This is a genomic window from Flavobacterium sp. GNP011, from assembly GCF_056428925.1.
The window spans coordinates 68,029-87,304 of the sequence record NZ_JBWJVJ010000018.1 but is presented as its reverse complement, the minus strand read 5'-3'; the positions used below and the strand labels follow the sequence as shown (position 1 = coordinate 87,304).

The 19,276-nt window shown below is 32.1% G+C and carries 20 protein-coding genes; 13 read left to right on the top strand and 7 right to left on the bottom strand.

Annotated elements, in window-relative coordinates; all coding sequences use genetic code 11:
* Positions 1-182 precede the first annotated feature (182 nt).
* The 8 genes from acs to AC061E_RS13830 all read left to right on the top strand — a co-directional run bounded on the left by acs (position 183) and on the right by AC061E_RS13830 (position 7,648).
* Positions 183-2,090: an acetate--CoA ligase gene (gene acs / locus AC061E_RS13865; RefSeq protein ID WP_478286774.1), complete on the top strand. Its 1,908-nt coding sequence runs from the start codon at positions 183-185 to the stop codon at positions 2,088-2,090.
* Positions 2,091-2,221: 131 nt separating this feature from the next.
* Positions 2,222-3,352 (top strand): NAD(P)/FAD-dependent oxidoreductase, encoded by a 1,131-nt coding sequence (locus AC061E_RS13860; protein WP_478286773.1) that lies wholly within the window; start codon positions 2,222-2,224, stop codon positions 3,350-3,352.
* On the top strand, positions 3,353-4,063 hold the full coding sequence (locus AC061E_RS13855) for a methyltransferase domain-containing protein (protein WP_478286772.1): 711 nt from the start codon (positions 3,353-3,355) through the stop codon (positions 4,061-4,063).
* Positions 4,060-5,112, top strand: a complete 1,053-nt coding sequence (locus AC061E_RS13850; protein ID WP_478286771.1) for a type III polyketide synthase — start codon at positions 4,060-4,062, stop codon at positions 5,110-5,112. The genes AC061E_RS13855 and AC061E_RS13850 overlap by 4 nt, the downstream gene beginning before the upstream one ends.
* Positions 5,113-5,128: 16 nt before the next feature.
* The gene (locus AC061E_RS13845) at positions 5,129-5,563 is read left to right on the top strand and encodes a 3-hydroxyacyl-ACP dehydratase FabZ family protein (protein WP_478286770.1); all 435 of its coding nucleotides are present in this window, start codon (positions 5,129-5,131) and stop codon (positions 5,561-5,563) included.
* Positions 5,564-6,835, top strand: a complete 1,272-nt coding sequence (locus tag AC061E_RS13840) for a beta-ketoacyl-[acyl-carrier-protein] synthase family protein (protein ID WP_478286769.1) — start codon at positions 5,564-5,566, stop codon at positions 6,833-6,835.
* Positions 6,836-6,885: 50 nt separating this feature from the next.
* Positions 6,886-7,143: an acyl carrier protein gene (locus AC061E_RS13835; RefSeq protein WP_144890812.1), complete on the top strand. Its 258-nt coding sequence runs from the start codon at positions 6,886-6,888 to the stop codon at positions 7,141-7,143.
* A 13-nt stretch (positions 7,144-7,156) separates the two neighbouring features.
* A complete protein-coding gene (locus AC061E_RS13830; protein ID WP_478286768.1) occupies positions 7,157-7,648 on the top strand; it encodes a 4'-phosphopantetheinyl transferase family protein in 492 nt (163 codons plus the stop codon).
* 2 nt (positions 7,649-7,650) lie between these two features.
* On the opposite strand, the gene AC061E_RS13825 is transcribed toward AC061E_RS13830, so the two are convergent.
* On the bottom strand, positions 7,651-8,247 hold the full coding sequence (locus AC061E_RS13825) for a 3'-5' exonuclease (protein WP_478286767.1): 597 nt from the start codon (positions 8,245-8,247) through the stop codon (positions 7,651-7,653).
* 1 nt (position 8,248) lies between these two features.
* Positions 8,249-10,165, bottom strand: coding sequence for a DUF294 nucleotidyltransferase-like domain-containing protein (locus tag AC061E_RS13820; RefSeq protein WP_478286766.1), 1,917 nt, complete (start codon positions 10,163-10,165; stop codon positions 8,249-8,251).
* 171 nt (positions 10,166-10,336) lie between these two features.
* Here AC061E_RS13820 and AC061E_RS13815 point away from each other — a divergent pair, with 171 nt between their 5' ends.
* Positions 10,337-10,843, top strand: coding sequence for a DUF2911 domain-containing protein (locus AC061E_RS13815; RefSeq protein WP_144890820.1), 507 nt, complete (start codon positions 10,337-10,339; stop codon positions 10,841-10,843).
* 152 nt (positions 10,844-10,995) lie between these two features.
* Here the strand turns inward: AC061E_RS13815 and AC061E_RS13810 are convergent, their stop codons facing one another.
* The gene (locus tag AC061E_RS13810) at positions 10,996-11,418 is read right to left on the bottom strand and encodes an Lrp/AsnC family transcriptional regulator (RefSeq protein WP_478286765.1); all 423 of its coding nucleotides are present in this window, start codon (positions 11,416-11,418) and stop codon (positions 10,996-10,998) included.
* 114 nt (positions 11,419-11,532) lie between these two features.
* On the opposite strand from AC061E_RS13810, the gene AC061E_RS13805 reads away from it, so the two are divergent.
* Positions 11,533-12,243 carry a sulfite exporter TauE/SafE family protein gene (locus tag AC061E_RS13805; RefSeq protein ID WP_478286764.1) on the top strand — a complete coding sequence of 237 codons (711 nt, stop codon included), beginning with the start codon at positions 11,533-11,535 and terminating at the stop codon, positions 12,241-12,243.
* 49 nt (positions 12,244-12,292) lie between these two features.
* Positions 12,293-13,501 (top strand): multidrug effflux MFS transporter, encoded by a 1,209-nt coding sequence (locus tag AC061E_RS13800; RefSeq protein WP_478286763.1) that lies wholly within the window; start codon positions 12,293-12,295, stop codon positions 13,499-13,501.
* Between the two features lie 53 nt (positions 13,502-13,554).
* Here the strand turns inward: AC061E_RS13800 and AC061E_RS13795 are convergent, their stop codons facing one another.
* The 3 genes from AC061E_RS13795 to AC061E_RS13785 form a co-directional block, all read right to left on the bottom strand.
* Entirely contained in the window at positions 13,555-14,898 is a 1,344-nt protein-coding gene (locus AC061E_RS13795; RefSeq protein ID WP_478286762.1) for a DEAD/DEAH box helicase, read from the bottom strand.
* A gap of 142 nt (positions 14,899-15,040) precedes the next feature.
* Positions 15,041-16,585, bottom strand: a complete 1,545-nt coding sequence (locus tag AC061E_RS13790; RefSeq protein ID WP_478286761.1) for a DEAD/DEAH box helicase — start codon at positions 16,583-16,585, stop codon at positions 15,041-15,043.
* 107 nt (positions 16,586-16,692) lie between these two features.
* The gene (locus AC061E_RS13785; RefSeq protein WP_478286760.1) at positions 16,693-17,220 is read right to left on the bottom strand and encodes a DUF6155 family protein; all 528 of its coding nucleotides are present in this window, start codon (positions 17,218-17,220) and stop codon (positions 16,693-16,695) included.
* A gap of 99 nt (positions 17,221-17,319) precedes the next feature.
* Between AC061E_RS13785 and AC061E_RS13780 the strand changes: the two genes are divergently transcribed.
* Both AC061E_RS13780 and AC061E_RS13775 read left to right on the top strand, forming a co-directional pair.
* Positions 17,320-17,604 carry a DUF3817 domain-containing protein gene (locus tag AC061E_RS13780; protein ID WP_478286759.1) on the top strand — a complete coding sequence of 95 codons (285 nt, stop codon included), beginning with the start codon at positions 17,320-17,322 and terminating at the stop codon, positions 17,602-17,604.
* On the top strand, positions 17,597-18,847 hold the full coding sequence (locus AC061E_RS13775) for a mechanosensitive ion channel family protein (protein ID WP_478286758.1): 1,251 nt from the start codon (positions 17,597-17,599) through the stop codon (positions 18,845-18,847). The genes AC061E_RS13780 and AC061E_RS13775 overlap by 8 nt, the downstream gene beginning before the upstream one ends.
* 12 nt (positions 18,848-18,859) lie before the next feature.
* Here the strand turns inward: AC061E_RS13775 and AC061E_RS13770 are convergent, their stop codons facing one another.
* A complete protein-coding gene (locus AC061E_RS13770; protein WP_478286757.1) occupies positions 18,860-19,243 on the bottom strand; it encodes an acyl-CoA thioesterase in 384 nt (127 codons plus the stop codon).
* Positions 19,244-19,276: the final 33 nt, after the last annotated feature.

The following is a 19,276-nucleotide window of genomic DNA, read 5'->3' as shown; positions in this document are numbered from 1 at the left end:
CGAAAGATTGCACTTTCTCGCCTTTTTGTATGGTGTCGATTTTCTTCAAATAGGTGAATAACCTATATATTGACAAAAAATTACATCAAACATTCTCGATTTTACTTTTTTTTGTGGGTATTTATCATTTAAATAATTTTCTCAATAAGCATAGATTTAATACTTTTATAAAAAATTACACTATGAGTTACTACAAAATTGACAATCTAGAACAATACTTCAAACATTACAATAAATCAGTTCGTGAACCTAGAAAATTTTGGGGAAAAATAGCAGAGGAAAATTTCACTTGGTACCAGCAGTGGGACAAGGTTGTTGAATTTAATATGGCTGAAGCCGACATCAAATGGTTTACGGAAGCCAAAGTGAATATTGTCAAAAATTGCATTGATAGACATTTGGCAAAAAGAGGCGAAAAAACCGCTATAATTTTTGAACCAAATAATCCAGACGAAGAAGCTCTGCACATTACTTATAATGAATTGCACCAGCGTGTTTGTAAAATGGCAAATGTGTTGCGTGAACAAGGAATTAAAAAAGGGGATCGAGTTTGCATTTATTTACCCATGATTCCAGAATTGGCAGTATCTGTATTGGCATGCGCCAGAATAGGAGCGATACATTCAGTTGTTTTTGCTGGATTTTCTGCATCGGCAGTAGCCAGTCGTATTAATGACAGTTCTTGCAAAATGGTAATTACTGCTGACGGTGGTTTTAGAGGAAACAAAACAATTGACTTGAAAAGTATTGTTGATGAAGCATTAGAGAAGTGTTCATCTGTAGAAAAAGTTTTAGTAGCCAAAAGAATTCACACCGAAATCAGCATGCAAGAGGGTCGCGACCAATGGTTACAACCTCTTTTAGATGAAGCTTCGGATAATAATGTTGCAGAAATAATGGATGCCGAAGATCCTTTATTCATTTTGTACACATCGGGTTCTACTGGAAAACCAAAAGGAATGGTACATACCACGGCAGGCTATATGGTGTATACGGCGTATACCTTTAAAAATGTTTTTAATTATGAAGAAAGTGATGTATTTTGGTGCACGGCTGATATCGGTTGGATCACTGGTCATTCATACATTCTTTATGGACCACTTTTAAATGGGGCAACTACAGTGATATTTGAAGGAGTTCCTTCTTATCCTGACTTTAGTCGCTTTTGGGAGGTAATCGAAAAACATAAAATCACTCAATTTTATACCGCGCCAACTGCTATTCGTTCTTTGGCGAAAGAAAATATAGAATTTGTACAAAAATATCCATTAAAATCTTTAAAAGTAATTGGATCCGTTGGAGAACCTATTAATGAAGAAGCTTGGCACTGGTACAATGACCATGTTGGGGACAAAAGATGTCCAGTTGTAGATACTTGGTGGCAAACAGAAACGGGAGGAATTATGATTGCTCCAATAGCTTTTGTTACTCCTACAAAACCAACCTATACAACCTTGCCGCTTCCAGGAGTGCAAGCTGTTTTGATGGATGATAAGCGCAACGAAATCGAAGGAAATCAAGTGGTAGGTAGTTTGTGTATCAAATTTCCTTGGCCAGGAATTGCCAGAACTATATGGGGTGACCATCAGCGTTATAAAGATACTTATTTTTCAGCTTTTCCAGGTAAATTTTTTACAGGTGATGGCGCTTTACGAGATGAAGTTGGGTACTATCGAATTACAGGTCGCGTAGATGATGTCGTGATTGTTTCAGGTCATAATTTAGGAACAGCTCCCATTGAAGATGCTATCAATGAACATCCAGCTGTTGCTGAATCAGCTATTGTAGGTTTTCCTCATGATATCAAAGGGAATGCTTTATATGGTTTTGTTATCCTAAAAGAAACTGGCGAAACCCGTAACAAGGAAAACTTAACTAAGGAAATCAACCAACATATTTCGGATCATATTGGACCTATTGCTAAGTTGGATAAAATTCAGTTTGTTTCTGGTTTACCAAAAACGCGCTCTGGAAAAATTATGAGGCGAATTTTACGTAAAATTGCCGAAGGAGATTATTCTAACTTTGGTGATATTACAACCTTATTAAATCCTGAAATTGTTGAAGAAATTAAAGAAGGAAAAGTTTAAATATAAGAATAGCCGTTTTATTTTAAAGCGGCTTTTTTTTGTTGCTCTATTTTTTTAGACCATAATTATGTAAGTTTTTTTAAGTTTTATATAGCAAATGGTATTAAACTTATCCATAAATTTACTTCCAGATGAAAGACAAAGAAGTACTTATTGTTGGTGGTGGTTTAGCAGGTTTGACTGCTGCAATTCATTTGTCTAAAATTGGACTTCAAGTAACGGTTATTGAAAAAAATAGTTTTCCAAAACATAAAGTTTGTGGAGAATACATTTCTAACGAAGTTTTACCTTATTTAAACTGGCTTGGTCTTGACCTATCTCATTTAAATCCTACACATATTACTCATCTTGAATTTTCAACATCAAGTGGAAAAACTATAGAAAGTAAGCTACCACTTGGAGGTTTTGGCATTAGTCGTTTTGCTTTGGATCATTATTTGTATCAAATAGCAATCAAAAATGGCTGTCACTTTTTACAAGATACTGTAGCAGAAATTGTCTTTGCAGACAATGAATTTAACGTTACCACAGCAAAAAATAGTATTTTAAAATCTGAAATTGTTATTGGTGCTTTTGGCAAACGTTCGAATATTGACCAAAAAATGAACCGGGATTTCATCACTAAAAAGTCTCATTGGCTTGCAGTTAAGGCGCATTATACGGGTGATTTCCCTAATGATTTAGTAGGGCTTCATAATTTCAAAGGTGGATATTGTGGCGTTTCCAAAGTAGAAAACGATAGTATTAATATTTGCTATCTAGCAGATTATGAAACATTTAAACAATATAAAAATATTGAAGAGTTTCAAAGTAATGTTCTAGAGCAAAACCCTCATTTGAACGAAATTTTCAATAAAACAAAAATGCTTTTTGAAAAACCTTTAACAATAAGCCAAGTATCGTTTGAAAAAAAACAAGCTGTTGAGAATCATATTTTAATGATTGGAGATACTGCGGGACTTATTCATCCTTTGTGCGGCAACGGAATGGCAATGGCAATTCATAGCGCTAAAATTGTTTCAGAATTAGTTGATAAATACTATACCAGTGAAATTAAATCTCGAGAAAAATTAGAAGAAAAATACATACAAGAATGGAATTTTAACTTTAAAGAACGACTTAAAATGGGTCGGTTTTTATCAAATATTTTACAAAACCAAAAACTTTCGGGGATATTAATGCGTTTATTAAGTATATTTCCTTTTTTATTACCTAAAATTATTAAAAAAACACACGGAAAACCAATCCTTTTACAATCTTAAATGGCATTAAATACGAAGTACAGAACTGATAAACCAGAAATAATGGACGATTTTGCCTTAGAGGGCGAAATTTTACGAGATGCTTTAGACAAAATAGCAAAAATCAATCAGCTATTAGGTGGAAATCAGTTGACCTTAAGAGGAGTACAAGAACTTATTCAACAATCTAAAAAAGAAGAAATTCTAATTGTGGATGTAGGTTGTGGCAATGGTGATATGTTGCGGAATTTAGCTGATTTTGGACTTAATAATAAACTAAATTTTAAGTTGATAGGTATTGATGCTAACAATTTTACAATTTCTCATGCAATAAAATTGTCAGAAAAATATACGAATATCAGTTATCGGTGTGAAGATATTTTTAAGGATTCTTTTAAGGAATTAAAATACGATATTGTCTTGTGCACATTAACATTACATCATTTCAAAAACCATGAAATTGAAGATTTTTTAAAAGTTTTCTATAAAAATTCATCGATAGGAATTGTAATTAATGATTTACATCGAAGTCCAATTGCATACCGCTTATTTCAAGGGTTATGTTTTGTATTTCAATTGAATGATATGTCCAGAGAGGATGGCCTGACTTCTATTTTAAGAGGTTTTAAAAAAGAAGAACTGATTCATTTTTCTAAAAAATTAAATTTCATAAACTATAAAATTCATTGGAAATGGGCTTTTCGTTACCAATGGATAATTTCGAAAATATGAGTGTAAAAATCAAAACAGTTGCTAAACAACTACCTAAATATTCTAAAAATACGGATGAAATAATTCCTTTTTTAGACACTTGGTTGACAGGACAAAACGAGCGTTTTATTAGAAAAGTAAAGAAAATTTTTGAAGGAGCTGCAGTTGATAAACGATATTCTATTATGGATCCAATTGAAGTGTTTACCAAAACTTCTTTTGAAGAAAGAAATGACATCTATGTACGTGAAGTGATTGATTTAGGCGAAAAGGTATTAGAAAAAGCGTTAGAAAAAGCCAGCTGGAACCCTGAAGATTTAGATTACATTATTACAGTAAGTTGCACTGGAATTATGATTCCATCATTAGATGCATATTTAATTAATAAATTACAATTGCGTCAAGATATCGTCCGACTTCCTGTGACTGAAATGGGTTGTGCTGCAGGAATTTCAGGAATTATCTATGCAAAAAACTTTTTGCAGGCCAATCCCGGAAAACGTGCTGCTGTAATTGCAGTTGAAAGTCCAACAGCTACATTTCAATTGGATGATTTTTCTATGGCCAATATTGTGAGTGCCGCCATTTTTGGCGATGGAGCGGCTTGTGTGCTTTTATCATCACATGAAGACGACGACGGACCTGAAATTCTAGCCGAAGAGATGTATCATTTCTATGATAACATTCATATGATGGGCTTTAAATTAACGAATTCTGGATTACAAATGGTCTTGGATATTGAAGTTCCCGAAACGATTGCTTCGCATTTTCCTGATATTATTCATCCCTTTTTAGAAAAAAATAATTTAAAAATGGAAGATATTGATCATTTAATTTTTCATCCAGGAGGAAAAAAAATAGTACAAACGGTAGAAAGTTTGTTTTCCAGTTTGGGTAAAAATATAGACGATACCAAAGAGGTTTTACGATTGTACGGAAACATGTCTAGTGCAACGGTTTTATATGTTTTAGAACGAATAATGGATAATCAGCCTAAAAAAGGGGAAAAGGGTTTAATGTTGAGTTTTGGTCCAGGATTTTCTGCTCAAAGAGTTTTGTTACAATTTTAATTCACTTTTAAAAACAATGACAAACCAAGATATCCTAAGCAAATTACCGTATACTAAACCGTTTCTCTTTGTAGATGAAATCATTTCAATTGATGAAAATGGAGTAGAAGGAACCTATACTTTTGATGAAAATCTTGACTTTTATAGCGGACATTTTAAAGACAATCCAGTTACACCAGGAGTAATATTGACAGAGGTGATGGCTCAAATTGGTCTAGTATGTTTAGGTATATTTTTATTAAATGAAAACTTAAATATAAATATTGCAATTGCTTTAACATCAACAGATATTGAATTTTTAAAACCTGTTTTCCCTAAAGAAAAAGTAACCGTAATTTCCGAGAAAATTTATTTTAGATTCGGAAAATTAAAATGTAAAGTAATCATGAAAAATGAAAAAGAAGAAGTGGTGTGTACAGGAACAATTGCTGGAATGATAATTTCTAAATAAATGAAAAAGAGAGTTGTTATTACTGGGCTAGGTGTTGTTGCTCCAAATGGAGTTGGCCTTGATGCGTTTACACATGCCATTAAAAACGGAATTTCAGGAATTAAACATGATCCAGAGTTAGAAAGATTGAAATTTTCTTGTCAAATAGCGGGAAAACCTGAAATTTCTAATGAATTAGCTTTACACTATTTTTCAGAACTAGAGTTAAGAAATTTCAATTCATCTGGAATTTTGTATGGTGTAATAGCGGGTATTGATGCATGGAAAGATGCCGGATTATCTTTAAAAATAAATGAAGAACCAGATTGGGACAGCGGAACTATTTTTGGAACAGGAACCTCCGGAATTGATAAATTTCGTGAAAGCATCTATAAAATTGATGATTTTCAAACTAGAAGATTGGGTAGTACTGCCGTAGCGCAAACTATGAATAGTGGCGTAAGCGCATATTTAGGAGGTAAATTAGGTTTGGGAAACCAAGTCACAACAAATTCTTCAGCCTGCACAACGGGTACTGAAAGCATTTTGATGGCCTATGACCGCATAAAATCAGGTCAAGCCAAACGTATTTTAGCAGGCAGTACAAGTGATTCAGGTCCCTATATTTGGGGTGGTTTTGATGCTATGAAAGTGTGTACTTTTAAATACAATCAAGATCCAGAACACGGCTCAAGGCCAATGTCAGAAAGTGCTTCAGGATTTGTTCCTGGAAGTGGAGCAGGAGCTTTGGTTTTGGAAGATTTGGAAACCGCCATAGCTCGCGGCGCCAAAATTTATGCCGAAGTTTTAGGTGGGCATGTTAATTCTGGCGGTCAGCGCGGACTTGGGACAATGACAGCACCCAATCCTGTTGCAGTACAAAAATGTATTCAAAATGCCTTAACAAATGCTGGAATTTCATCAAATGAAGTTGATGCAATCAACGGACATTTAACAGCTACATCAAAAGATAGTTTAGAAATTCAGAATTGGAGTGAAGCTTTGGGCAGAAAAGGAAAAGATTTTCCGTATATAAACTCTTTGAAATCAATGGTAGGTCATTGTTTGTCCGGAGCGGGAAGTCTAGAAAGTGTTGCATCGGTATTGCAATTGCATCATGGATTTGTTTTTCCGAATACTAATTGTCCCGATTTACACTCAGAAATCACAGCATTAATTGATAAAACACGAATACCACAACAAGCTATTGAAATTGAATTAAATATAATTGCAAAAGCTAGTTTTGGTTTTGGGGATGTAAATGGTTGTGTGATTTTCAAAAAATACAAATAATATAACGTACAGGAAAACAAAAAATCATTACATTTATCAAAATACTACTTATGAATAAAGAACAAACCATAGCAGAATTAAAAAATATAGTTAAACCGTATATTGCAAATCAAGAAGCATTTGACACTCTTACCGAAGACACCGATTTTATAAATGATTTAAAGATCAACTCTGCTAATTTAGTAGATGTTATTTTGGACATTGAAGAAAAATATGATATCATTATTGATAATGAAGCTATGGAACGCATGATCAACGTAAAAGCAGCTTTAGAAATTATTGAAACTAAATTATCTGAAAAGATGTAATCCGACCTCCAAAATGATAGGGAATGATATCGTCGATTTAGATTTGGCTTCAAAAGAAAGCAATTGGAAACGCAAAGGGTTTTTAGAAAAAATATTTACCATAAACGAACAAAAATTAATAGCATCAACTGAATTTCCAGACGTAATGGTCTGGAATTTATGGTCTAGAAAAGAAGCTGCCTATAAAATTTATAATAGGGAAACAGGAATAAGAGGATTTTTTCCTTCACAATTAGAATGTGTTTACCAAGACGCCATTTTAGGAAGTGTTTTAATAAAGGGGAGATCCTATTTTACCCAAAGCACAATTAAAAATAATACAATTTACACTATTGCTGTTGCAAATAAGGAGCATTTTAGAAGGATCAAAAGTATTAATCCTAGTATTGAAATTTTAAAAAAGAATGGTATTCCCTTTATAATAGATTCTAATTCAATAGTAGAAAAGCCCATTTCTATAACGCATCATGGTAAATATTGGAAAGGAATACAGTTAATTGACTAAAACTATTTAATTCCCAATCTAGATTTTAATTTTAAAAACAATAGCGCCGTTTTATAAGCATCGTTTGCTGCTGAATTACGGTCACTTACTGGAATTTTATAAAACTCACAAAGTTCATCAAGTGGACTTTCTTTATCTGTAATATCTTGAAGCTTTCTATGCATAACATCAATATCTAGTGCTTCATTTTTCAACCTTCCACAATCCATTCGTTCAAGGGATTCATTAATAATATCAACATCAAAATCAACATGATGTCCTACTAATACTGAGTTACCTATGTATTCCAAAAAAGACTTTAAAGCTTCTGGTTCACTTATTTTTTTTAATTTACTTTCAACCAAAAACTCATTTGTCAAACCATTGTCATGAAAATAATTATACTGCGTCAATACAGCTTCAAAATTATCACCAATTACAATGGAATTATTAACTACAGAAAAAGAACCAATGGACAAAATCACATCGTATTTAGGGTTTAAACCCGTTGTTTCAGTAGAAAAAACAACAAATCTGGATGACTTTTTCTCAAACTTGGCTGTGTAAGCTTTCCAAAAATCAGGATATTCTTTATTTATATTTTTTAACCAATCTAACATACTATGAAAATTGTGTAAGTTGAAATTTACTTTTAATTAATTCTTCTAAATCTCGCATTGGGGCTAGAGCATTCTTTAATTTCTCTTTATCATTTTTTGATAATTCCTCTAAATTAATATACTGACCATTATTATCGTTTTTTAGCCCTTCTAAAGTTCTAAATTTTGATAATGTAAGGAAGGCTTCGGCACAGTTTAAATAGATTTCAGAATGTTTAGGATCTGTTATAGATAATTGCTTGAATCTTTGAAAAGTATTATTAATGCCCTTTACTTCAAAGGACAAGCAAAACATTCTGGCCCCATCAATTAATGGCATAAGAGCACGTGTTTTGATATCAAATTTGTCTTTATTTTCACCTTCTTCTTCAACATGAAATTTTTTGAAGAACGTTAATGGTGAATTATTTCTAAGAGCATCATTACCTAAGAAATCAAAGAAAAGTGTACTCTTCAAGACATTTTTAAAAATGACATCAGTAATTGCATCTTCCATTTTTTGCTCGCCAAAAATGATTTCATAATCAAAAAATATACTACTTAAGTCTGAACTGTTTTCACCTGGAGTATTCATCCAGTTGTCGTATTGTTTAATCCAATCAGTCAATGACTTACACCATTGCATATTACTCCCCATATGACCATTAGGACAGGATGAAAATCCAATTTTTTCAAGTGTAGCAGTTGTCTTTTTTCCTAATTTCAAAAAATAATCTTTTACATCACGATACTTTTCTGCAGCAACATCTTCAAATATTAAAATACTATCTTGATCTGTAAATAGTAATTGTTCTTTTCTACCTTGGCTACCTATACTTAACCAGGCGAAACGAGCAGGAGGGGAGCCTAAATCTAATATTGACAATTCAACAGTACGTTTTAATAATGCCAAATTAATTTCGCTTGTAATATTAAAAACGTGAGATAAAGGAACGTTTTTAGAAATGGATGTCTGTATCAAATCTGCAACTCTATCTCTTATTTGTTTGAGTTCTTTTGCAGTTTGGCTGCGTTTAATTTCTTTAACAAGTACTCCAGGGCTATTAGCTTGTGCAACAATCAAGTCGTACTCACTTATGATTCCTTTAACTAGTGATTTATCCGTTCCATCTAATGTTACACATAGATGCGTTACATTATTTTTAAGCATTAATAATTGTGCCTCGGCTAATGAAACATTTTCAAGAACAGTAACTACGGGTGAGGACATGATTTTATCAACAGTTACCGTAATTGGAAATCTTCCAGTAGCAATCTTTGTTCTCATATCAGTATCAGTAACAATACCGACTGGAAAATCATTTTCACAGATTAATATATTGTTTGTTAAAGAAGAAGTCATTTGCTGTGCTACATCTTGAACACTAGAATACAATGTAGTCTTTAAGGGATTTAAATTATAGGTTAAGGACTGAAAATACTGCATCTCAGACTGCTGATCAGAATAAAAAACATTGTCAGATATTAACTTTCCTATTAAATTTTCCTTGTCTTTTGGATTTCTAGTATTTACTGCAAAACTTTCCAATAAAAAATTTAATACATCCGGATTGTTAGCTACAAAAGGCCTAAACGAAGCAATAGGAATAGCATAAACAATAGTTTCTTCTCGAGACTTAGCCGTCATCATATAATTATTCTTGGCAAAAAAAGGTCTTAAACCAAAAATGTCACCTGCTGAACACTTGTTCAATAAAGTCTCCTCAGAATCAGAGATCACTGACAAATTGATTATACCTGATGATACTACATAAAAACTGTCATGAAGCACATCATTTATTTGAAATAAAGTTTGATTTTTTTCTAAAACAACAACTTTTACATCACTAGCTATTTGTGAAAGTTCTTCAAACGCTAAATAATTAAAAGGCGCGTAATCACTTAAAAAGTCTGCAATTTGCTCAGCAATAGAATTCATAATGTTTGTTTTTCTAGTGTAAAAATAGAAAATAATAGGCAGATAAAATAGCTTTGTAAATGGTTTACCATTAAATTATACATTCCTTAATTTTTTCATAAAATAAGACTGTGTATATAAGTTTGTTGCACAGTTTTTTTAATTTTATACAGTAACTAATAAATAAAAATTATGAAATCAATTATTAAGACTGGTTTTGCAATAATTGCATTACTGCTAGTAAATGTAATGGGAGCTCAAAGTAAGCCTACGAGTAGTAAAGAAACAATCACAGGTAAAATTAAAGACGCCACAATAACTGTTGACTACGGTAGTCCATCTGTTAATGGAAGAAAAATATGGGGCGAATTGGTGCCATTTGACAAAATTTGGCGCGCTGGTGCAAATGATGCCACAACATTTGAAACAGATAAAGATCTTACTGTAGAAGGATCAAAATTACCAGCCGGAAAATATTCTTTTTTTATTATTCCAAATGGCAATGAGTGTACAATCATATTTAATAAAGTAGCTAAACAATGGGGAGCTTATAAATACAAGCAAGAAGATGATCAATTGCGAGTTGTTGTAAAACCAGAAGTACTTAGATCTGCATATGAAAAATTGACTTATGAAATTAACTCAAATACATTTAGTTTAAAATGGGATAATTGGTCAATTCCAGTTCAAATCAAATAAACATAAATCATACTTAATGATTTAAACTTCAAAAAGCTAATTAAAAAAACATTGCAAAGAGCAATGTTTTTTTAATTCTATATTTTCTATTTTACATAATATAAATTATAGGTCAAATATAAATACAAGTAATTATTTTGAAAATTGCTTAATTAAAGATCTTCTTTTAGATTGGATAAAATTAAATGTGTAGTTGGCTCACCGTAAACCAATAATCGATCAATATATTTTTGCAAATGCAACTGATTATTTAAAATTACTTTCATAAAAATATTATGCGTTCCTGTAATTCTGTGAATTTCAAAAATTTCAGGAAATTGATCTAAATTTTCACAAAAAACACTCAATTTGCCACTGTATAGTTTAAACATGATGAAAACTTCAAGACCATAACCAAGCTTAGTATTGTCTAATCTTACTCGATATCCTTTGATAACTTCTAAGTCTTCTAGTTTTTGAATGCGCTCTCTAACTGCAGATGGCGAAAGTTCTACTTGCTTGCCAATTTCTACAAATGAATATCGGGCATTTTGTTTTAGACATTCAATAATTTTTAAATCTAATGCATCCACCATAAAAAAGTTTTTAAAATACAAATTTACAATTTAAAAATGTGTTTTTTAACTTTTTAACCATTGAAACCATTTTACAAGAAGTTATTCTTGATTTAATTTTGCAAAATGGATACAATGATGATTTTACTTTCACTTGGAATTTTTACAGGTTTTTTTGTTCAAACAATTACTGGATTTGCTGGCGCTCTAATTGCATTACCTTTTTTATTATTTGCCATGCCATTGCCAGACGCTGTGGGATATTTATCTATTTTTTACATGATTTCTACTCCTATTCATGTTTATAAAGAGTGGCACAACATAAATTTAGATTTATTAAAAAAATTAGCTGTTTCTTCATTTTTTGGTTTGCTTGTAGGCATTGTTGTTTTGGCCTACGGACAACCCGTTATTTTAAAAAAAGCTTTAGGGATTTTCATTATTTTGTTTGTCTTAAATAGTCTTCGTAATGCTAAAGAAATCAAATTGTTTTCTAAAATGAAGTTTCTATTTGGTTTTTTAGGAGGGTTTTTTTCAGGACTTTTCTCAACTGGTGGGCCTTTATACTTGATCATTGTTAAAAATGAAACTTCGGATGTGAAGATTATGAGAGCAACCATGTTTGGGGTTCTTGGTTTAATTACGTTATTTAGAATTCCTGTTCTTGCTTTTGAAGGAATATTAACATGGCAACAACTGTACAACTCTCTTTATGTATTGCCTTTTTTCATTTTGGCTTTAGTATTGGGAAAAAAGGTATATCTTTTTTTGAATGATACTATGTTAAAAAAAATCATGCTTTCGCTCTTATTTGTATCTGGATTTGTTTTGCTTTTAAAAAAATAAACAACCGTAGCATCCCATTTATATTGGCTACTTTTGCAAAAAATAAAATATGAAGGTACAAAATGTAATGTCTCGTTTACAATACATCAAATTAATACTTATTCTAGGATCTCTAACAGCACTTGGTCCTTTTTCAATTGACATGTACCTACCCGGATTTGCGGGTATTGCAAAAGATTTGAATACCACTGTGGCCAATGTTTCCTTGACATTATCCAGTTATTTTATAGGCATATCAGCAGGTCAACTATTATATGGGCCATTATTGGACCGTTTTGGTCGAAAAAAACCTTTATTCATAGGAATGTTGGTTTATATTTTAGCTTCGTTAGGCTGCGTATTTGTTACTGATATTGACACTTTTATTGGACTACGATTTATACAAGCCATAGGTAGTTGTGGCGCAACAGTAGCATCTGTATCAATGGTTAGGGATTTATTTCCTGTGAAAGATATTCCTAAAGTATTTTCAATGTTAATGCTGGTAGTTGGGCTTTCGCCAATGCTAGCGCCAACTATAGGTGGTTATATCACTGAAGATTTTGGCTGGCATACCGTTTTTTTTATTTTGATGTGTATGGGGATTTTAATTTTAATTGCTGCATTGCTTGGCTTACCCAATACTTTTGTGCCTGACACTACTATTTCCTTAAAACCTAAACCTATTGTTTCTGGATTTATCTCAATACTTAAAGTACCACAATTTTATACCTATGCGTTTGCAGGAGCAATTGCTTTCTCTGGGTTGTTTACTTATGTGGCTGCCTCTCCTATTATTTTTATGGACATTTATAAGATAGATGCAAAAACGTATGGTTGGATATTTGCTTTTATGTCTTTAAGCTTTATTAGCGCAAGTCAGTTAAATTCTTTATTGTTAAGAAAATTTAGAAGTGATCAAATGATAATAGGTGCTTTGGTAGTGCAATCAATAATCTCTATTGTATTTTTATTTCTTGCTCTCAAGGGTTTATTAGGTTTGTATGAAACCATAGATATGCTTTTTATTTTCTTAGCTTGTTTAGGAATCTCCAATCCAAATACTGCGGGACTGACTCTTGCTCCTTTTGAAAAAAATGCTGGAAGTGCCTCTGCATTAATGGGCGCTATTCAGTTAGGTTTGGGTGCGATGGCATCGTTTGCGGTAGGTTTATTTGTTAAGAATTCAATTTTACCTATGGTTTTTATCTTAACCACTTCTACGATAATTGCACTTATAATCTTGATTTTAGGCAAAAAAAGAATAAAAAAAAACTAGTACACCCTCTGTTTAAATTGAGGGAGTACTAGTTGTTTTTTTTTATAAAAAACCTACTTTTTTAATTTTTTGATAGGTTTTTCTAATTTTTGCTGTGTTTCATTTTTAGTTTGTAGCACTTGATTTGCTATTAGTTTTTCAATTAACTCGTCCTTAGTTAAATGATGGAAAACCGTTTTTATTTTTTCTTTTAATTCAACTGCAACCTCATGATTGGGTTTGGTCTTAAAAATTTGCTTGGCCCACAAGAACGTATTGTTTTCTTCAATACTTGCTTTGTTCGGTTTAGCAAAAGGTAAAAATTTGATGCCCAATTCTTTTTCAAAGTCAGCAATTTCAACTACCTCTTCTTGTTGTAGCACAGTTAAGGCAAGTCCCTTTGCTCCTGCTCTAGCTGTTCTACCGCTTCTGTGTACATATGCTTCGTATACATCAGGTAAATGATAATTTACAACATATGAAATTTCTTTTACATCTATTCCTCTAGCTGCAAGATCTGTTGCTACTAGAATATTAATGTGGCCTTCACGAAACTGCTCCATTATTCGATCTCGAATACCTTGAGACAAGCTACCATGTAAGGCACCAGATGAAAATCTATTGATGGCTAAGTTTTTGGCTAATTTATTTACGGCAGCTTTTGTTTTACAAAAAATGATTCCGCGTTGACCCTCTTTTGTAGTAAGAAAGTGCATTAAAACATCTAGTTTTTCTATAGGGTCCACTACAATGTATTGGTGATCTATCCCTTGATTACCTATTGTTTCCATGTTAGCGCTTACTTGCACTACATTTTTATTTAAATAGTTTTGAATCAATTGCTTAATTGTACCCGGCATAGTTGCCGAAAACAAAAATGTTTTGTGTGTTTTAGGCAATTGAGCCACAATTTCATCTAAACTTTCTTTTAGAATCGTGACCATTTCATCAGCTTCATCAAGGACAAGGAATCTTGTCTCTTTGAGGTTTATGGCATTACGTTGTATCAAATCAATTAATCGTCCTGGAGTTGCTACAACAATGTGTGTAGGCAAAGTAAGTCTTTCTATTTGAGGTTTTATGGGTATTCCTCCACAAGTTGCAGCTATAGAAACTTGAGGTAGATATTTTGCAAAATCTTCTAAATTTTTAAAGATTTGGTGTCCCAATTCTCTAGTTGGTACTAAAATTACGGCTTGAATTGCTGGAACATTAATATCTATCAATTGTAAAATAGGAAGTCCAAACGCAGCTGTTTTTCCAGTACCGGTTTTTGCAATACCCACCAAGTCCTGTTTGTCTGCGAGTAACAATGGAATGGTTTGTACTTGAATTTCAGTAGGAATAACAATTTTCAAATCGGCTATTGCTTTAAGTATGGGTGTTGCTAATCCTAAATCTGAGAATTGTTTTTGCATTTTTTCTTGGTTTTGTATTTTAAAAATAATAGTTCTTTTGTAACCTAATTTTAGCCCTGATGGGAACGGCATCCTTTTGTGGTCTCTTTTTTGAGACCACAAAAGATACAGTGTACAGCAGGATTAGCTCCTAATAAAGAAATTAATCTTCATCAGGTTCATTCATGATTTTTTCTCGGTATTTTTTACCTGTTAATAGAACCAATTTAAGTTTATAATCATCTACAAGCCATTCTCTATAGTTTTTACTGCACTGACTCAAACATTTTGCATAGCGCTTGATACGGCATTCAATATCATCGTCTAATAATTTACCTAGAGCTTTTGCTTCTTGCAAGGTTTCGGAATTGTCAACACACATAGCTGCATGTTGATCTAATGATTTATCCAAAACTTCCTTTGAACGTAAGTTTAATTTTATAATAAGTTTATGTTCTTCCTCTACATCAAAAGTTACAACTTCGGTTTTACTGAATTTGGCTCGCACATCTAAAGGCATCGTGTATTTAAAATACATTTCGATTTCAGTGTCGTCTCTTAAATTTTCTAGGTAAAACTCAGGAGATTTAAAAATGTGTTGCCAGTTTACAGGTTCACTCCACAGTCCAAAACGGGCTGCATTATTTCCTAAATCTATTACATTAAAACTGTCTTTACCTGGTAATTTTCTAGATCCACGGCCTATCATTTGATAGTATAAAGTTAGAGATTTAGTAGCTCTATTTAAGATAATGGTTTCAACGGTAGGCTCATCAAAACCTGTTGTAAGAATACCTACTGAGGTTAAAATAGCGTCTGGAGTATATTTGAACCAGTGTAAAATGTCTTTTCGTTCCTCATTACTACTAGTATTATCAAGATGTCTTATAGCGTATCCAGCTTCTCTAAATGTTTCATATACATAAAGTGATGTATTGATACCATTATTGAAAATTAAGGTTTTTTTGCCTAATGATTTTTCGGTGTAAGCATGTAATAATTTTTCTTGCATAGCCATATTGGTATACAAATCATCTGAAGATTTTACGGTGTAATCTCCATTAATACCTACTTTAAGAGAAGTTAAGCCTACATCATAACTATAGGTAATTGCTTTTGCAAGAAAACCTTTTTCTATCAATGAGTTAATGGTATCACCTACTATCAATTCATCATAGCTCTCGTGCATGGGTAATTTTATGTTAGAGCTCAATGGCGTTGCAGTTACTCCTAGTATAAAAGCATTCTTGAAAGAACTTAATAATTTTCTGAAAGAGTTGTAATGCGCCTCATCAATAATAACTAAACCTACATTATCTAGGTGTAATTTATCATCATTGATACGGTTTTTTAAAGTCTCTACCATGGCAACAAAACAAGAATAATCATTTTGATCTGGTAGCTCTTTTACTTTACTATTGATGATTTTATTTTTTACATCAAAACCTTTAAGCATTTTTGAAGTTTGCTTACACAACTCAATTCTATGTGTTAGCACAACCACTTTTTTATCATGTTGAGATAAGTAACGACGCACAATTTCTGAAAAAACTACTGTTTTACCACCACCTGTAGGTAATTGATATAATAAATGGTGTTGTGGTGGTGCATTATCTATACGCTCAAAAATGGCGTCAATATCGCCTTGTTGGTATGCGTAGAGTTGTTTTTTGTCTTCTATTTCTATTTCTAAGGTGTTTTGGGACATTGCTAATTATTGGATTTTTGCAAAAATACACCTAAAAAACAGTTTAATTGTCAATTTTATTTAAAAAAAACCGCATCTGATTAATTAATTTAAATTAAGGAAACTTTTTAATACTCTAATCGTTCCATAATAGCATCAAATTCAGGAGTATTATACCATTTTTGATCTAATATACCGTTGTGAATAGCGTTGAGTCTGGGTTTAAAATCAGTTAAAATAGCACTTGCAATGAGATAAATCACAGCTTGCTCAAAGGAATTGAACATACTTTTGAAAAATAAATCTTGTTTTATGATGTTCTCTGAAGCAAATGTCTGAGCAATTTCAATGTTATACAACATCAAATCAGCTATGACAAACGGGTCAACCCCTAACGCAGTAAAGTGCTTGATGTATTTTTGAGCCACAGAACGTCTCATTTTCGGTCGGCTACGCCTACCTGATTTTTTTACTGGAAAATATTCATACGCTATTTTCAATTTAGCTTCTTTTAATAAATTCTCTTCTTTTGGATTAAAAACGAAATCATAATAGACTTTTACGGGACTAAATTTCTCGTACAACTCTATAATTTGTTCTTCAAGTTGCTCTTTAGTCAATTGTGCTATGTATTTTTTTAAATCTCGCTTGCTCATTATCAAAGTTTAGAGAAACAAAAGTAATTTAGTTTTATGATTTAAGCATCTAAAATCAATGTTTATACTTAATTTTGTGTTCAAAATAAAAAAATACAAATGCTTAAAATTTTTAAAATTGTCGCTTTATTGGAAGGGGTTTCTTATTTGGCATTGTTTTCAAATATGCTAATTATAAAACCTATAAATTTAGTTATGTATAAAACGTTACTTTTTCCAATAGGAATGGCACACGGTCTATTATTTGTAAGCTATATCATATTAGCAATAATGCTGAAATTTGAGCAAAATTGGGATTGGAAAAAATTTGGAATTATCTGTTTGGGCTCCTTAATCCCTTTCGGAACTTTTTACGTCGATAAAAAATATCTGAAAAATGTTTAAATACATCGAGAAAATTTTCACTTTTATATATCCCATTTTACGCAAAATAGGTTTGGGAAGTAGCGCAACGTCTTATTTAAGTTTACTGCTTAATATTTTTGTACTTTGTGCACTTTCATATGCTATTTACCTTGTTTTCAGGCTACTACTAGTAACTATTCTGGCTATTATTGCTCAAAAAACTAAAACCAAGTTTGACGATTTATTGGTTTCAAATAAAACTGCAAAATACATTGCGCATTTGATACCGCTTTTATTTATTTACAAATCTGTGCCCGTAATTTTAGACCGATTTGAATATTGGGAAGGGATTTTTGCAAAAATAGTTGGTATCTATATTATTGTACTCGTATTGTGGATTATCAGAACTATTTTTAATGCGTTACGAGATTATTTAAAACTAAAACCTCGATACAGTGACAAACCGATAGATAGTTTTATTCAGGTAATTATGATTTTATTGTGGGTCATCGGTACTACATTAATTATATCCAAGCTATTTGATATTGACAAAAAAGAACTTTTAACTATTTTGGGAGCCGTATCTGCGGTGATCATTTTGATTTTTAGAGACACGATTTTAGGTTTTGTGTCGAGTGTGCAAGTCTCTATAAATGATATGGTTCGAATTGGGGATTGGATTACGATGGATAAATTTGGCGCAGACGGAGATGTAATTGAAATCAATTTAGCTACGGTTAAGGTTCGAAATTTTGACAATACTACCACTACAATTCCTACATATAGTTTGAGTTCAGATTCTTTTCAAAACTGGCGCGGAATGCTCAACTCGGATGGACGAAGAATTAAACGACACATCTTAATTAAAACAAGTAGCATTCGCTTTCTTGAAGAAGCAGAGCTGGTTGATTTAAAAAAAATACACTTGATTAGCCACTACATTGACGAAAGAAAAAATGAAATTAAAAGATACAATCTTGAAAATAAAATAGATAAATCCCTAGCTATAAATGGTCGTAATTTGACCAATCTAGGCTTGTTTAGAAAATACATTACCGAATATTTATTCAATTATCCTGGACTTAACAAAGATATGCTCATGCTTTGTAGACAATTACAATCAACAGAGCATGGTGTTCCTCTTGAAGTATATGCCTTTTCTCATGACAAACGTTTTGAAAATTATGAATTTATCATGTCTGATATTTTTGATCACATCATAGCTGCTGTTGGTTATTTTGACTTAGAAATATTCGAATCTAAAATTGAATTAAACAATTAAAAAGACAGATACTTACAACCTGTCTTTTACGTACTCAATAACTGATTTTCCGTGTGGTTTCGGTTTTCCATTCTCATCAACATTAACCATAGTAGTTTGATCAATGGAAATAATGGTTTCTCTAGTCATCATATTTCTGGCCTCACATTTTAAACTAATTGAGGTAGTCCCAAACTTGATGACATCTATACCTATTTCTATGATATCACCTTGTTTTGCTGAACTCCTAAAATTAATTTCTGACATATATTTAGTAACAATTCTGGAATTTTCTAGTTGAACAATGGTATATAAAGCTAATTCCTCGTCAATCCAAGCAAGGAGTTTTCCTCCAAATAAGGTGCCATTGGGATTTAAATCTTCGGGTTTTACCCATTTTCTGGTATGAAATCTCATTTTTAAAATTTTACAGGTAAAAATAATACTTTT

Coding starts and splice junctions, on each gene's coding strand:
- AC061E_RS13770 (WP_478286757.1), bottom strand. CDS start 19,243: ATGAGATTTCATACCAGAAAATGGGTAAAACCCGAAGATTTAAATCCC.
- AC061E_RS13795 (WP_478286762.1), bottom strand. CDS start 14,898: ATGCAAAAACAATTCTCAGATTTAGGATTAGCAACACCCATACTTAAA.
- acs (WP_478286774.1), top strand. CDS start 183: ATGAGTTACTACAAAATTGACAATCTAGAACAATACTTCAAACATTAC.
- AC061E_RS13800 (WP_478286763.1), top strand. CDS start 12,293: ATGAAGGTACAAAATGTAATGTCTCGTTTACAATACATCAAATTAATA.
- AC061E_RS13805 (WP_478286764.1), top strand. CDS start 11,533: ATGATGATTTTACTTTCACTTGGAATTTTTACAGGTTTTTTTGTTCAA.
- AC061E_RS13815 (WP_144890820.1), top strand. CDS start 10,337: ATGAAATCAATTATTAAGACTGGTTTTGCAATAATTGCATTACTGCTA.
- AC061E_RS13790 (WP_478286761.1), bottom strand. CDS start 16,585: ATGTCCCAAAACACCTTAGAAATAGAAATAGAAGACAAAAAACAACTC.
- AC061E_RS13840 (WP_478286769.1), top strand. CDS start 5,564: ATGAAAAAGAGAGTTGTTATTACTGGGCTAGGTGTTGTTGCTCCAAAT.
- AC061E_RS13860 (WP_478286773.1), top strand. CDS start 2,222: ATGAAAGACAAAGAAGTACTTATTGTTGGTGGTGGTTTAGCAGGTTTG.
- AC061E_RS13835 (WP_144890812.1), top strand. CDS start 6,886: ATGAATAAAGAACAAACCATAGCAGAATTAAAAAATATAGTTAAACCG.
- AC061E_RS13830 (WP_478286768.1), top strand. CDS start 7,157: ATGATAGGGAATGATATCGTCGATTTAGATTTGGCTTCAAAAGAAAGC.
- AC061E_RS13785 (WP_478286760.1), bottom strand. CDS start 17,220: ATGAGCAAGCGAGATTTAAAAAAATACATAGCACAATTGACTAAAGAG.
- AC061E_RS13775 (WP_478286758.1), top strand. CDS start 17,597: ATGTTTAAATACATCGAGAAAATTTTCACTTTTATATATCCCATTTTA.
- AC061E_RS13825 (WP_478286767.1), bottom strand. CDS start 8,247: ATGTTAGATTGGTTAAAAAATATAAATAAAGAATATCCTGATTTTTGG.
- AC061E_RS13820 (WP_478286766.1), bottom strand. CDS start 10,165: ATGAATTCTATTGCTGAGCAAATTGCAGACTTTTTAAGTGATTACGCG.
- AC061E_RS13850 (WP_478286771.1), top strand. CDS start 4,060: ATGAGTGTAAAAATCAAAACAGTTGCTAAACAACTACCTAAATATTCT.
- AC061E_RS13855 (WP_478286772.1), top strand. CDS start 3,353: ATGGCATTAAATACGAAGTACAGAACTGATAAACCAGAAATAATGGAC.
- AC061E_RS13780 (WP_478286759.1), top strand. CDS start 17,320: ATGCTTAAAATTTTTAAAATTGTCGCTTTATTGGAAGGGGTTTCTTAT.
- AC061E_RS13810 (WP_478286765.1), bottom strand. CDS start 11,418: ATGGTGGATGCATTAGATTTAAAAATTATTGAATGTCTAAAACAAAAT.
- AC061E_RS13845 (WP_478286770.1), top strand. CDS start 5,129: ATGACAAACCAAGATATCCTAAGCAAATTACCGTATACTAAACCGTTT.